This is a genomic window from [Pantoea] beijingensis, assembly GCF_022647505.1.
Taxonomy (GTDB): Bacteria; Pseudomonadota; Gammaproteobacteria; order Enterobacterales; family Enterobacteriaceae; genus Erwinia; species Erwinia beijingensis.
Window position 1 is genome coordinate 1,937,319 of the sequence record NZ_CP071409.1, and the last position, 14,961, is coordinate 1,952,279.

The 14,961-nt window shown below is 50.0% G+C and carries 13 protein-coding genes and 1 pseudogene; 7 read left to right on the forward strand and 7 right to left on the reverse strand.

The genetic code is table 11. The features are described 5' to 3' along the window. Positions 1–74 precede the first annotated feature (74 nt). Positions 75–668: a GTP cyclohydrolase II gene (ribA, locus tag J1C60_RS08705; RefSeq protein WP_128174618.1), complete on the reverse strand. Its 594-nt coding sequence runs from the start codon at positions 666–668 to the stop codon at positions 75–77. After that, complete coding sequence (locus J1C60_RS08710; RefSeq protein WP_154324899.1) at positions 658–819, reverse strand: hypothetical protein; 162 nt, start codon at positions 817–819, stop codon at positions 658–660. Before J1C60_RS08710 ends, ribA begins: the two co-directional genes overlap by 11 nt. Before the next feature lie 187 nt (positions 820–1,006). Between J1C60_RS08710 and pgpB the strand changes: the two genes are divergently transcribed. From pgpB to yciH, 5 genes are all read left to right on the forward strand, one after another. Continuing rightward, positions 1,007–1,777, forward strand: coding sequence for a phosphatidylglycerophosphatase B (gene pgpB, locus J1C60_RS08715; RefSeq protein ID WP_128174616.1), 771 nt, complete (start codon positions 1,007–1,009; stop codon positions 1,775–1,777). Positions 1,778–2,046: 269 nt separating this feature from the next. After that, positions 2,047–2,355 (forward strand): LapA family protein, encoded by a 309-nt coding sequence (locus tag J1C60_RS08720; protein WP_128174614.1) that lies wholly within the window; start codon positions 2,047–2,049, stop codon positions 2,353–2,355. A 6-nt stretch (positions 2,356–2,361) separates the two neighbouring features. Then, positions 2,362–3,531 (forward strand): lipopolysaccharide assembly protein LapB, encoded by a 1,170-nt coding sequence (gene lapB, locus J1C60_RS08725; RefSeq protein WP_128174612.1) that lies wholly within the window; start codon positions 2,362–2,364, stop codon positions 3,529–3,531. A gap of 302 nt (positions 3,532–3,833) precedes the next feature. Continuing rightward, complete coding sequence (gene pyrF / locus J1C60_RS08730; protein ID WP_128174610.1) at positions 3,834–4,553, forward strand: orotidine-5'-phosphate decarboxylase; 720 nt, start codon at positions 3,834–3,836, stop codon at positions 4,551–4,553. Next, positions 4,553–4,879, forward strand: a complete 327-nt coding sequence (gene yciH / locus J1C60_RS08735) for a stress response translation initiation inhibitor YciH (protein ID WP_128174608.1) — start codon at positions 4,553–4,555, stop codon at positions 4,877–4,879. The genes pyrF and yciH overlap by 1 nt, the downstream gene beginning before the upstream one ends. Positions 4,880–4,993: 114 nt before the next feature. Here the strand turns inward: yciH and osmB are convergent, their stop codons facing one another. Continuing rightward, a complete protein-coding gene (gene osmB, locus J1C60_RS08740; RefSeq protein ID WP_128174607.1) occupies positions 4,994–5,212 on the reverse strand; it encodes an osmotically-inducible lipoprotein OsmB in 219 nt (72 codons plus the stop codon). Between the two features lie 657 nt (positions 5,213–5,869). Between osmB and kdgT the strand changes: the two genes are divergently transcribed. Together kdgT and J1C60_RS08750 are read left to right on the forward strand one after the other, a co-directional pair. Then, on the forward strand, positions 5,870–6,853 hold the full coding sequence (gene kdgT / locus J1C60_RS08745) for a 2-keto-3-deoxygluconate transporter (protein ID WP_128174605.1): 984 nt from the start codon (positions 5,870–5,872) through the stop codon (positions 6,851–6,853). 277 nt (positions 6,854–7,130) lie between these two features. Next, complete coding sequence (locus J1C60_RS08750) at positions 7,131–7,997, forward strand: crotonase/enoyl-CoA hydratase family protein (RefSeq protein ID WP_128174603.1); 867 nt, start codon at positions 7,131–7,133, stop codon at positions 7,995–7,997. 8 nt (positions 7,998–8,005) lie between these two features. On the opposite strand, the gene pdeR is transcribed toward J1C60_RS08750, so the two are convergent. The 4 genes and pseudogenes from pdeR to J1C60_RS08770 all read right to left on the reverse strand — a co-directional run. Further along, a complete protein-coding gene (gene pdeR, locus J1C60_RS08755; RefSeq protein ID WP_128174602.1) occupies positions 8,006–9,985 on the reverse strand; it encodes a cyclic di-GMP phosphodiesterase in 1,980 nt (659 codons plus the stop codon). Positions 9,986–10,187: 202 nt separating this feature from the next. Continuing rightward, positions 10,188–12,254, reverse strand: a complete 2,067-nt coding sequence (locus J1C60_RS08760) for a carbon starvation CstA family protein (RefSeq protein ID WP_128174600.1) — start codon at positions 12,252–12,254, stop codon at positions 10,188–10,190. Positions 12,255–12,436: 182 nt separating this feature from the next. Further along, entirely contained in the window at positions 12,437–14,374 is a 1,938-nt protein-coding gene (locus J1C60_RS08765) for an exoribonuclease II (RefSeq protein WP_128174598.1), read from the reverse strand. Positions 14,375–14,515: 141 nt separating this feature from the next. Further along, positions 14,516–14,845: pseudogene (locus J1C60_RS08770) on the reverse strand (molybdopterin dinucleotide binding domain-containing protein); the annotation flags it as partial. Between the last annotated feature and the right edge of the window lie 116 nt (positions 14,846–14,961).

Here is a 14,961-nt window from a genome sequence, read left to right on the forward strand (position 1 = left end):
TAGCGACGGTTGGGCAATAAAACTAAAACGGGCCGAAACCTGGTAACAGAAGACGGCCCGTTAGATTTTGAATATTAAGACTTGGGCAGCAAATGCCCCATCTTAGCGGCCTTGGTATCAAGGTAATGCGCATTCTCCGGATTACGGCCAACGACTAACGGCACGCGCTCCACGATGTTTATGCCGGCTTCGCTCAGAATCTCAACTTTACGCGGATTATTGGTCAGCAGACGGACCTCGTTAATGCTCAATAATTTAAACATGTCCGCGCACAGCGTGAAATCACGTTCGTCAGCTGCAAAGCCGAGTTGATGATTTGCCTCAACCGTATCGTAGCCTTTATCCTGAAGCGCGTAGGCGCGGATCTTATTGAGTAAACCAATATTGCGACCTTCCTGCCGGTGATAAAGCAGCACCCCGCGGCCTGCTTCCGCAATCGCGGTGATTGCGGCTTCCAATTGAAAACCGCAATCACAACGTAAGCTGAACAGCGCATCACCGGTCAAACACTCGGAATGTACACGAGCCAGTACAGGCTCACTATCCGTAATATCACCATAAACCAGTGCAAGGTGGTCATGGCCCGTGGCCAATTCTTCAAAACCGACCATGAGGAAATCGCCCCATGGCGTTGGCAGTTTGGCTTCTGCCACCCGTTTAAGCTGCATGTGACTCTCCAGAACCATCATTTGTTGCGCTATCGTCATGGTAGCGCGGTGTCAGCAACCTGACTGAAAAAACATCCTGTACCTGTGACACTTCTCGTTGCTGGCGAAATGCACCCGCTCCACTGGATAAACCTGCGTACGTGTTTGACATTATCGCCTTACCACAATCGGAATTATTTAGTGAGTATTTTGCCACAACCAGGGCGTTGCCGGGTAATGTGTATCCCCGATTGTAGTGATCCAGCACGATTATCCAAGTGTAAATCGTTATGTTATTATTTTTTATACTAATATTAGATGAAGTTTGGCTCAATTACAGTTAACGGCTAGGATGAATAATGCTTGATATTGCGAAGCGCACGCTGCCCGGCGCATTGTTATTACTTATTATGCCCGTTTCACTGTGGATTTCAGGCTGGAAATGGCAGCCTGGCGAGAGTGGGGTATTTTTGCATGGGTTGTACTGGGTGACCGAAACCGTGACACGCCCATGGGGAATTCTAACCAGTGCTATTCTTTGCGCCTGGTTTTTATGGTGCTTGCGATTCCGCCTCCAACCTGCAATTTTCCTGCTAATTATCATGGTCGCCGCTATCATTGCCGGACAATATACCAAGTCATTTATTAAAGAGCATGTGCAGGAGCCGCGGCCTTACGTGTTGTGGCTGGAAAAGACCCATGGAATTAATGAAGACGCCTTCTATGCGCTGAAGCGGAAAGCGCGTGGCGAAATGGTCACACAATTAATCGCGGATGATTCACATTTGCCGCGCTGGCTTAAAAGGCATTGGGCTTTCGAGACCGGATTCGCGTTTCCTTCTGGTCATACGCTCTTTGCTGCCAGTTGGGCATTATTAGGCGTGGGACTGCTTTGGCCAAGGCGGCATGTCAAAACGGTAATAGTGTTGCTGATATGGGCGACAGCGGTTATGGGCAGTAGAGTATTATTGGGGATGCATTGGCCGCGTGATTTGGTTGTTGCCACTCTTATCAGTTGGCTGCTGGTTACTGTAGCGACCTGGCTGGCGCAATGCGTTTGCGGGCCACTTAGCATCCGGCCACAAGAACAGGGTGAAATTAAGCAGCGAGAAGATGAAGGGGCAAAATGATTGTAAATGGCAGTCGTTGCCCCCATAACACTCATTATTGTGACGGTAACAGGCTAAGGAGCAGCCGGTATGCCATTTATTCTGAATGTTATCACTCTCATATTTTGACTTGGGGTAGTGAGAGAGACTGCGTGAGTAGCGTGCCTGGATATTGAGTCGGCGCGGTTGTTATCTTCGTATAACCCGAATAATTTAAGGCATATCATGCAGCATCCCTTCAATTTTTTTGGCATAATTCTTTTGGTTAACACCAAATTATGGGACGAAATGTGAAATATTTGCTGATCTTTATATTGGTTTTAGTGATTTTCGTCATCTCGGTGACGCTCGGTGCGCATAACGATCAGATTGTTTCTTTCAATTACCTGCTTGCGCAGGGTGAGTACCGTGTATCGACGCTTGTGGCAACACTTTTTGCCGTTGGCTTTTTGCTTGGCTGGGCCGTTTGTGGCCTGTTTTGGCTCCGCGTGAGAGTAACGTTGGCGCATTCACAGCGTAAATTAAAACGTCTCCAGCAGCAGTTGGGGCAGGCGGAAGAGTCAGTGACAGTGTCACAGACTTCTGCCGTTAAGGAATAATCACACATGTTGGAACTGCTGTTTCTGTTATTACCCGTCGCTGCCGCCTATGGTTGGTATATGGGGCGCAGGAGTGCGCAGCAGGATAAACAACAGGAGGCCAGTCGCTTATCTCGCGATTACGTGACCGGCGTAAATTTCCTGCTTTCAGATCAGCAGGATAAAGCCGTTGATCTGTTTCTTGATATGCTCAAAGAGGACAGCGGAACCGTTGAAGCACACCTTACACTCGGTAACTTATTCCGTTCTCGTGGGGAAGTTGATCGGGCGATCCGTATTCATCAGTCATTAATGGAAAGCGCCTCGCTGACCTATGACCAGCGGCTGCTGGCGATACAGCAACTTGGGCGTGATTACATGGCTGCTGGCCTCTACGATCGTGCCGAAGATATGTTTGGTCAATTGGTGGACGAAACGGATTTCCGCACCAGCGCCCTGCAGCAATTGTTGCTGATTCATCAGTCAACCAGCGACTGGCAGAAAGCCATTGATGTAGCTGAGCGGCTGGTTAAGCTCGGCAAAAACCAGCAAAAAATGGAGATTGCCCACTTTTATTGTGAGCTGGCATTACAGGCGATGGGAAGTGACGATCTTGATCGTGCCATGAACCTGTTGAAAAAGGGCGAAGCAGCCGATCGGCAAAGTGCTCGAATCTCAATCATGATGGGCCGTATTTTGATGGCTCAAGGCGATTATTCGCGCGCTGTTGATCATCTGCAACGCGTTATTGAACAAGATAAAGAATTAGTCAGTGAAACTCTGGCGATGCTAGAAACCTGCTACCAGAGGCTTAATCAGCCACAAGCGTGGGCTCATTATCTGAAACGTTGCGTTGAAGAGAACACAGGGGCAGCGGCTGAGCTTTATTTGTCGGATATACTTGAGCGCGAAGAGGGCGCAGAAGTCGCTCAGGTGTATATTAATCGCCAGCTTCAGCGTCATCCCACTATGCGTGTCTTCCACCGCTTAATGGATTTTCACCTGCATGAGGCTGAAGATGGCAGAGCAAAAGAGAGCCTGATGGTGCTGCGTGACATGGTGGGCGAGCAAATCCGTACGAAGCCTCGCTATCGCTGCCAGAAATGCGGGTTTACCGCCCATGCACTTTACTGGCATTGTCCATCATGTCGGGCCTGGTCCTCCGTGAAGCCAATCCGTGGGTTAGACGGGCAGTAAATAAATTCTCGCGGTGATTTTCTTCCCTGAATTTAAGGATGTCTCCGCGTGAAGATAGCGGCCAGTGATTTACCTTCATTGGCAGTATTCCCTTTCATCTTAGTTACAACATACAAATTAATATCAAAAATAGTTACGCCCCCTTAGCGACAGAAAATCCTTCGCTTAGCAGCCAGTCGCGCGAATTAAGGCGCAAGCGGATAAACTCCCGGTATCGCTGTAAACTTAGGGCGGGCAAGGGTAGAATGCTTGCCGTTTATCCTATGCGCCGCGCCGGTGCTTCACTGTCAAAGGGTTATCTTATGCCATCCCCCCAAACTGTAACCGACTCGCCGATACTGGTAGCGCTGGATTATGCGAACCGCGAAAGTGCAATGGCCTTTGTTGACCGTATCGATCCTGCGTCTTGCCGTCTGAAAGTCGGCAAAGAAATGTTTACGTTATTTGGCCCGCAGTTCGTCCGTGAACTGCAAGGGCGTGGTTTTGATATTTTTCTCGACCTGAAATTTCATGATATTCCTAATACTGCCGCTCATGCCGTAGCAGCTGCGGCGGATTTAGGTGTCTGGATGGTCAATGTACACGCAAGCGGGGGAACCCGAATGATGACGGCAGCGCGAGAGGCGTTAATGCCCTTTGGCAAGGATGCTCCGTTATTGATAGCCGTTACGGTATTAACCAGCATGGAGGCTGAAGACTTGCGAGATATTGGCATTACGGCCGCTCCCGCTGACCATGCCGAACGTCTGGCACAGCTGGCGCATCAGTGCGGACTGGATGGTGTCGTTTGTTCCGCTCAGGAAGCGCGAAGGTTCAAAACCGCTATCGGGCAGGATTTTAAATTGGTCACCCCAGGAATCCGCCCCACAGGCAGTAACATTGGCGATCAGCGCCGCATTATGACGCCGGTTGAAGCGCAGCGGGCTGGCGTTGATTATATGGTCATCGGGCGTCCGATTACGCAGGCTGCTGAACCAGCTACTGCGCTGCAGGATATCCTGGCAACATTGCAGGGGGCGTAATGAAAGTGGAAAACAACCGTCTGGTCTATTCCACCGAGAGCGGTCGCATTGAGCAGCCTAAAGCCAGCATCGCTCGGCCCAAAGGTGATGGCATCGTACGAATCCAACGGCAAACCAGCGGACGTAAGGGAAAAGGGGTTTGTCTGATCACTGGCATTGACCTGGATGACGTGGAATTGACAAAACTGGCTGCAGAATTGAAGAAAAAATGCGGTTGTGGAGGCGCGCTGAAGGATGGCATTATCGAAATTCAGGGTGATAAACGTGACCTGCTCAAATCTCTGCTGGAAGCGAAAGGCATGAAGGTAAAACTGGCCGGTGGATAATTGAAAAAGCCGTGGAACTGAATTCGCGTCTCAACCAGACAACCGGATTCAGATACCACGGCCTTAGATAAGTAGATGCGCTGCGCTAGCCGGAATATTATTATTGTTGAATCTTTATTTACTTATCTGGTGGCCGATAATACCACCAACCGCGGCACCACCAAGAGTTCCCAGCCCACTTCCATTTGTCAGAACAGAGCCACCGATTGCACCGGCACCTGCACCAATCGCAGTATTACGATCGCGCTTTGACCAATTTGAACAGGCGCTTAATGACAGCACGAATGTTACGGCCAGAACGGCTGCGGTAATACGCTTGGCATTGATTGACATAATAACAACTCCTTTCTAGTTTCCAGCAGAGACAACTCTTTCATTATAGTTGCCATTCCCTGCGCGTGGGTCCACTTACTGTTTCTTTACCTTAGCCTGATATCTCTGCTACATCGGCAGTAGGGATGTCAGCGCCAATCGTTATCGTACGCACAAGCGCGTAAAGCTATCCCCCATCCTTTCCCGTTTACACTTGCAAAAGACGCGTCAGATAGAAAGCAAGCTAACTATTACGTGGTTGGCTATTACGTAAGGATATTGTAGTGAGTTGGACACTTTCTTACAGGTTAAAAACTCCTAATTCTTCTGGTTAAAAAACCATCATGGCACAAAAGGTACAGGGTGATATGCGTGCTTCAGCGCGGTTATCGTTTTTTTTTTGCGTGAAGAGGATATCAGGCTGAAAGCCTCTGTATGTGTGCGGTGTATGAAAAACGTAAGAGACGGCATTCAGAGAAAAGTGAACTTTTCTGATGATAACCCTGAGCATTCATCAAAATAATGAAATTAACTACCTTTTAAAATGAAACGATGTTTCAAAAACAAGCTGGCGATCACTTTTCTTACTTTATTTTAACGTTATCTTTCTCTCACTCGCTATTGGGGCAACTGCACATAAACACTGTTTCGTCTTACTCATATGAGGTGAAAGGCACCATGCAAATTAAACGCGCAATCGACAAAATCCCCGGTGGTATGATGCTTGTGCCACTGTTTATCGGTGCGATCTGTCACACTTTCGCGCCTGAATCCGGGAAGTATTTTGGCTCTTTTACCAATGGTCTTATGTCCGGAACCGTGCCTATCCTGGCCGTATGGTTTTTTTGTATGGGAGCATCCATCAAGCTAAGCGCGACGGGAACCGTGCTACGCAAATCAGGAACATTAGTGGTAACCAAAGTCGCCGTCGCCTGCATTGTTGCGGCAATTGCGGCGCGCATAATTCCTGAACAGGGTATTCAGGTCGGGATGTTGGCAGGCTTGTCAACGTTGGCGCTGGTGGCGTCAATGGATATGACTAACGGCGGTCTGTACGCTTCAATTATGCAGCAATATGGCACCAAAGAAGAGGCGGGCGCCTTTGTTTTGATGTCTCTGGAGTCCGGGCCACTGATGACCATGATAATTCTGGGTACATCGGGCATTGCTTCCTTTGAGCCGCATGTGTTTGTCGGGGCGGTATTACCCTTTATTATTGGCTTTGCGCTGGGTAACCTGGATCCGGAATTGCGTGAGCTCTTTGGAAAAGCGGTTCATACTCTGATTCCTTTCTTTGCCTTTGCTTTGGGTAACACGATTGACCTCTCCGTGATCGCGGAAACGGGATTACTGGGTATCTTCATTGGTATCGCAGTGATTATCATTACCGGTATTCCATTAATCATTGCCGATCGCCTGATTGGCGGTGGGGATGGCACCGCGGGTATTGCAGCGTCCAGTTCGGCAGGCGCGGCGGTTGCAACGCCGGTCCTTATCGCGGAAATGGTGCCGCAGTTCAAACCGGTCGCACCTGCAGCAACTGCACTGGTAGCAACCTCGGTTATTGTGACCTCGGTTTTGGTGCCGATTATTACCGCAATGTATTCAAAACGCGTGAAAAGTGCACGGCTTGTTGTGGGCCAGCGTGCTGCCATTAAATAAATTACTTCCGCTATTTCAATCCATCCCTTGCACAAATTCCCGGTCATTACACCGGGAATTTTCACGTCTTTTATCTTAAAAATCAGTCAGTCGTTTAGTCCATCATCGCGCTGAATTACGCTGATGATGTAGGTATTCCCGCCATACTTCTGGCGGCAGGTTTGTTGACCCCCTCGCGGCATCCAGTCACGCAATAAGCCGCTGGATGCTGCGTAGCGGCTACCTGCTGTGTGAATTATTTTGGGTACCACGCATCACACTAACTGAGGATGAGACGATGACTGTAATAAACCAGGCGACCTGCCGCTTATTTACCGAAATGGGAAAAACTACGCAATTGTCCGCTTATTATGAAGAGGAGCGCCGAACCATGTGGATGATGCTGCGAGCGGAGCCGCGACCCAGTTTTAATCATGCGCTAATTGAAGAGATCATGAACCTCAGCTATGCCGCACAGCAATCGGGGCTTCCTATTGACTTCTGGGTCACGGGTTCCTTGATACCTTCAATGTTTAATGCAGGTGGTGATTTAGGATTTTTTGTTGAATCAATCACCAATGGTCGCCGTGAAGCTTTACGCGCCTATGCCCGGGCCTGCGTTGATTGCATTCACGCCGCCGCGAAAGGATTTGATACCGGCGCGGTTACCATTGCTATGGTTGAGGGAAGCGCGTTAGGTGGCGGCTTTGAAGCCGTATTGGCACATCACTTTGTCCTGGCGCAAAATACAGCGCGGATGGGCTTCCCTGAGATTGCCTTTAATCTCTTTCCCGGGATGGGCGGTTACTCACTGGTTTCTCGCCGGGCGGGAATGAAGCTGGCGGAGGAACTCATCATGGATGGCGAATCACATACCGCCGAGTGGTATGCGCAGCGTGGTCTGGTTGACCGTTTATTCCAGCCAGGAGAGGCCTATCGTACCACCCGGACATTTATTGATACGCTTAGGCCAAAACTTAATGGTGTAAAAGCAATGCTTAAGGCACGCCAGAGAGTTCTTCAATTAACGCGTGCCGAACTCATGGATATCACGGAGGATTGGGTTGATTTCGCATTTACTCTTGAGCCAAAAGATTTAGCGTATATGGAGCGCCTGGTTCAACTACAAAATCGTCACAGTGCGCAACTGCGTAAAGCTGGATAACCGCTAACTCAGGCAGGATGCCGCTGAAGCCAATGCTCGAGCTCGGTGGCGGGCATTGGCTTCGCATACAGAAAACCCTGGCGAACATCAACACCGCTGGCGACCACGAAAGCTTCTTCTTCCGTTGTTTCGATACCTTCTGCAATAATATTTAGTTCCAACGCTTTAGCGACGGCAACGATGGCACGAACCAGTGATTGAGAAACGGTACGATGGTCAACACCGCGAACAAAGCTTTGGTCCAGCTTAATCGCATTGATCGGGACGCGAGCCAACTGAGATAGAGAGGAATAGCCTGTACCGAAATCATCCAGATGCACCTCTGCTCCCAGTTCCTGAAATTGTCGCATCAAAGCTAAAGCTTGTTGTTCATTTTCAATCAGGCAACTTTCCGTGAGTTCAATATCAATCGGACAGCGTGCAATCCCGCTTTCCTGCAATGCCTGCTTCAGGTCACTGTAAATGCTCTGATCGATTAATTGCCGTGCGGAAACGTTGACCGCGACGCGCAGAAAAAGGCCTTGTTTTCGCCATGTAATAATCTGCGCCAGTACGGTCAGCATCACCCATCTACCCAGAGGGACGATAAGACCGGACTCTTCAGCATAGGAAATAAAATCCTTTGGGGGGACCAGCCCACGCTCGGGAGATTGCCAGCGAACCAGGGCTTCTGCGCTGGTGACGCTGCCATCACCGTTCACTTTGGGCTGATAATGAATGATTAACTGTTGTTGCTCCAACGCCTTTCGTAAATTTGTATCCAGCCATAAATATTCAAATACTCTCTGATTCATCTCTGCAGAGAAAATGCAAAATTTGCCACGGCCATTCTCCTTCGCCATATACATTGCGGTATCCGCGTTGCGGATTAACGCTTCCCGATCGTTTCCGTGCTGCGGTGATATGGCGATGCCTATTGAACAGCCGGTATACACTTCGATTAAGCCGATGCGGAAAGGGCGTTTAAGGCGATCGAGGATCCTGGAGGCCATCGCTTCCATGGCGGCTTGGGTAGTATCTTTAGCCAACACCACGAACTCGTCACCTCCCAGTCTTGCCAGCGTTTGCTCCCGATTCAGGCAGCTTAAAATAGCCAGCGATACGGCTTGCAGCAGCTGATCGCCAAACATATGCCCATAGGCATCGTTAACTTTTTTAAAGTTATCAAGATCCAGATAAACCAGACCCAGTTGGGTTTGTTCACGCGCTTTAATTGACTGCGAAATTTGCTGGTGGATGGCATTCCGGTTGGGTAGGCCGGTGATGGTATCGGTATTTGCCAATTCACGCAGGCGCTCTTGTGCGCTGCGTTCTTCGGTGATATCAGTACCTGAACAAATCAGAAAAATTTCGTTTTTACCGCTACCGCTATGGACGAATTTATTGCGGAACAAAAACAGCCGTTGTCCTTTACGCGTCTTAACCCAGCGCTCGACTTCATAAGAGCTACCATTACGAAAAAAACCGCTGATATTACGGCGTGACGCGGTAGCCTCCTGCTTCGTCATAAACAGCTGGAAGACATTACGTCCAATAACTTCCTGCTCCTTGAGGCCGGTATACTCTTCGCTTAGCCGATTAAAGCGCTGAATATTGCCACGCTGATCGAGGATCACAATGACCGAATTGGCTTCCGATACCACCTGTTCAGCAAACGAAAGTCCGACGGTTAAATCCCGGGCGACTGAAGACGTATCCCCCCAGGCTGATGCGGTACCTGCCCATTTATGTTGATGCACTTTGCGGCCAACAAGGTGCAGTGCTATCTCATTCCCTCGCAGGACAATACTCAGGTTGACACTACAGGTCATCACCGTCATCGAACGGATCAGGCTAGCCTGCGGGGGCGTTAAGGCAATAGCGATATTAATACTGGTATTTTCATTTTCTGAAAAATTGAGAGCATCGCTGTCTGAAGAGAGATGCCAATGAGGGCTGGTTGTACCAAATAAGGTATACAGTAACGTTTGCCCTGATTCATCGGTCATTTACGTATCCTCCATAAGATGCTCGGTAAGTTGTATGTTATTATTTTAGCAACAGTATTCGGCAAGATGCAGAAGAACAATACGCAAATAGAATATATTTTTATTCTGGTTTTCATTGGCGCGAAAAAAGCCCTCCGAAGAGGGCGTAGGTGCGTATCAGCAAAGAACCTTTTTCGGACTTCCTTTGCCGAAGAACCATACATCATACGTGGTGAGAATCCTCGCGTAACATCGTGGTGGATTCGTGGGTTGTTGGCTGGTGACTGCTGAGCGCACGACGGATCACAAAGAATGCGGAAATTAACATCGTCACTGCAACCAGCATAAAAAAGCCACACAGCACCGCATTGATTTGATTGCTGAGGACGATTGTTTGCATATCGCCAATGGTTTTGGCTGGGGCGATCATCACGCCATCAGCAATGCCTTTTGAAAACCTATTGGCCTGCGCCAGGAAGCCAATGGCGGGTTTTTCGTGGAATATTTTCTGCCATCCGGCGGTCATTGAAGTAATAAACAGCCAGGCCGTAGGCAAAATAGTTACCCAGGCATAGCGCTGCTTTTTCATTTTAAACAGCACTACCGTACCCAGAATCAGCGCCATTGAGGCGAGCATCTGGTTACCAATACCAAAAAGTGGCCACAGGGTATTGATACCGCCCAGCGGATCGACCACGCCCTGATAAACGAAAAACCCCCATCCGGCAACGGCAACGACAGTTCCTGCGATATTACCCAGCCACGAGCGGTTATTCGCCAGCGCGGGTATGACGGTACCGACCAGATCCTGAACCATAAAGCGACAGGCACGGGTGCCCGCGTCGACGGCAGTCAAAATAAACAACGCTTCAAACAGAATGGCAAAGTGATACCAGAATGCCATCATCGCGCGGCTGTTAAAAACCTCTGTAATGATATGGGCCATACCCACGGCAAACGTCGGGGCGCCACCCGCGCGGGAAAGCACCGAAGTTTCCCCAACATCTCTGGCAATAGCGGAGAGGATTTCTGGGGTGACCACAAATCCCCACCCATTAATCGCCTGTGAGGCACTCTCAACCGTCGTACCAATCAGTGCCGCGGGAGAGTTCATGGCGAAATAAACCCCGGGATCAATAACGGAGGCACAAATCAACGCCATGATTGCTACGAAGGACTCCATCAGCATTGCGCCATAACCGATAAAGCGAATATGGCTTTCACGCTCTACCAGTTTCGGTGTTGTTCCGCTGGAGACTAGCGCATGAAAACCTGAGATCGCGCCGCAGGCAATAGTAATAAACAGGAAAGGAAACAGGGCACCTGAGAACACCGGGCCACTGCCGTCAATAAAGCGAGAAACAGCGGGCATTTTCATTTCCGGCATTGCGAATATAATGCCAATGGCAAGACCGATGATGACGCCGATTTTTAAAAATGTGGAAAGATAATCGCGCGGTGCCAGCAGTAGCCAAACCGGCAGAACCGACGCCACAAAACCGTAGATCACCAGCACCCAAGTCAGTGAGGTACCCTTTAGCGTGAAAAAGGGGCCCCAGTAAGGGTGTTGAGCAATATCTCCACCATAAATAATGGCCGCCATCATCAGTACAAAACCGATAAGAGATACCTCAGCGATTTTTCCGGGACGCAGGAAACGCATATACACGCCCATAAACAGCGCAATAGGGATCGTTGCCGCAATGGTAAATAGCCCCCAGGGACTATCCGCCAGAGCTTTTACCACCACCAATGCCAGTGCGGAAAGGATAATAATCATCACGCCGAGCGCGCCGAGCATGGTAATCACACCGGCAAACGCCCCCAACTCCTGCTTGGCCATTTCACCCAGTGAACGGCCATCACGGCGTGTGGAGATAAACAGGATGAGGAAGTCCTGCACTGCACCGGCGAGCATCACACCGACCAGAATCCAGATAGTACCCGGCAAAAAACCCATCTGTGCTGCGAGAATGGGGCCGACCAGCGGACCTGCGCCCGCTATTGCAGCGAAATGATGGCCGAACAAGACCCATTTATTGGTGGGAACATAATCCAGACCATCGTTATAACGCTCAGCAGGCGTCAGACGGCGATCGTCCAGCTCAAAGATATTATTGGCAATAAACCGGCTGTAGAAGCGATAAGCGATGCTGTAACAAGCCACGGCGGCGATCACCAGCCATACGGCGTTAACATGTTCGCCGCGGCTGATAGCCAGCATAGCAAAGGCGAACGCACCAATTAACGCCACCACTAACCAGATAACCCCGGTTTTGACGTTCTTCATGGCAAAACTCCTTGTTGAGTCCAGAGGGAGGAAAGATCGGATGAGCAACAAGGTAAAAGTAATGTAATTATTTGTTAATGAAAGTTAACGTGAAAAGAAGTGTGAACTGCGAGGGTTTTTAATCGGTCGCGGGAAGGGTGAAAATAGCGGGGTAACTTTGGTTACCCCGTATAAAAATAGGCTCAAATCGCCGGGCGAGCGACAACGCTACGAGTTTCCATCCGAACTTCGGCGATGGTTACGTCGATAATGTCAGTCACGCGGAAAACGACCTCACCTTTAATCTGCACTGTGCCACTTTCCTGGCTGCATACCATTTCGTCACGCACTGCATGCAGGAAAGGCGCAGGGATAAAGGCCATCGCGCCAATATCTTGCAAACGCACGCGCATCCCCCCGCGTGAGATATCGATAATTTCTGCGCTAAAACGGGTATCGGTACCCGCAGATTTTTCCAGATAACGAGAGTAGAGCCAGTCACCGACATCGCGTTCAGCCATACGGTTTTGTCGACGTCGTTCTGCCATTTTCAGTGTCAGTTCATCAACCGGACGCGCTGCCTCTGTCCCTTTAATAATCGCTTTTAGCAAGCGGTGGTTGACCATGTCGCCATATTTACGAATAGGCGATGTCCAGGTGGCATACGCTTCAAGACCTAAGCCAAAGTGCGGACCGGGTGCAGTTCCGATCTCCGCAAAGGATTGAAAGCGGCGGATGCGACTATCAAGGAACTGCGTAGGTAATGCATCCAGTTCGCGACGCAGCGCACGGAATCCTTCCAGCGTGACGATAGCCGTAGGGTCAACGGTCACACCGTTTGCCGCCAGGATTGCAGCAGCCTGTTCAGCATTGGTGTTGTCAAAACCGAGGTGCACGTTATAGATGCCAAAACCCAGTTTTTCTCGCAGGGTGATTGCCGCGCAAATATTGGCGGTGATCATCGCCTCTTCAACGATTCGGTTAGCAATGCGACGTGGTTCCGCCACGATATCCAACACTTCGCCTTTCTCGCCAAGCAGGAAACGATAGTCAGGGCGATCTTTAAACACCAACGCATGGTTTTGTCGCCATTCGCCACGCGCCAGGCACAGACGATGCAACAAATGAATTTGATTAGCTATTGCCTCTGACTCAGGTTGCCATTCACCGCTATTTTCCAGCCAATCGGAGACATTGTCGTAGACCAGTTTGGCCTTCGATTCGATCCAGGCAGCAAAAAATTGAATATCATCAGATAAGGTGCCGTCTGCGGCTACGGTGACACGACAGGCCAGTACAGGACGACGTTCACGTGGGCGCAGTGAACAGGTATCATCCGAAAGCTGGCGAGGCAGCATCGGGATATTAAAGCCCGGCAAATAGTTGGTAAAGGCTCGTTCAGCAGCGATGTCGTCCAGGACACTGCCTTCGGCGACGTAGGCCGTAGGATCGGCAATTGCAATCGTCAGGCGTAGCGTACCTTCGGGCGTCTCTTCGACGAAGAGCGCATCATCCATATCTTCGGTACTGGCGCTGTCAATGGTAACAAATTCAAGCGCGGTTAGATCTTCGCGCGTGAGCTGTTCGTCCAACATCGTATCCGGTGCTGCGACGTCAGGCGCTTCGCGCTCCAGATTATGGCGCGACAGCGTCACCCACCACGGTGCCAGGTGATCGTCACCGGTGGTGATAAACTGCGTCAGTTCAGCATAAAAACCGCGATCGCCTTTCAACGGATGACGACGCATTTCCGCAACGGCCCAGTCACCAGCCTGAAAATCGTGCTGTACGCTGCGGTCAGGGCGGCACTGAATGGCATCTTTAAGCAACGGATGGTCGGGAACGATCGACAAGCGATCATCCTTTTTCATCACGCGTCCCACGAAGCGTGTCAGAAAAGGCTCGACCAGTTTTTCCGGCTCGGCGATTTCGCGATCCTTGTCGGTTTGCACCACGGCAATAATTCGGTCGCCGTGCATGACTTTCTTCATCTGCGGTGGCGGAATGAAATAGCTTTTTTGTGCATCGACTTCAAGGAAGCCAAATCCTTTTTCAGTACCTTTTACCACGCCTTCAACGCGTGGCGTTTGAGAATGAAGCTTCTCTTTAAGCTGCGCGAGCAGCGGGTTATCCTGGAACATAATTAAGTCGTTTTCGTGGCCTAAGAGCGGCTGACAGTTTTACGCGATTAACCGCCTGTGGGCAAGGGAAAATCGGCGAAGGATAGCCAGAGAGAAGGGGACATTAACCGGGGGAACGAACCAGATTAATATCCCGCTGAACTAAGCAATACGTTGGTTTGCTAGTTGGGGAGTGAGAGAAATTTTCACCGGGACGGATTTCGATGTGGGCGTACCGCTGCTATCACCAAAACTGGAAAGGGGAACCAGTGGATTGGTCTCGGGGTAATAAGCTGCCAGATTACCACGTGGGATAGCATAAGCGACCAGCTTGAAGCCGCTTACTTTTCGGATAATGCCATCATTCCACAGCGTTTCGATATCGACGTTTTCACCGGCTTCCAGACCGAGTTCCGCGATATCCTCCGGATTAATAAACAGCACCTCCCGCTGTACGTAAACGCCACGATAGCGGTCATCCAGGCCATAAATGTAGCGGCTCGCGTTTATCGGTTTTTTGCTGACATTAACTGCAACTTACAATTCACCTCTCGACGCCACCAATCGTTCATTTTGGGTATACCACAACCAGAAAAAACCATGGGATA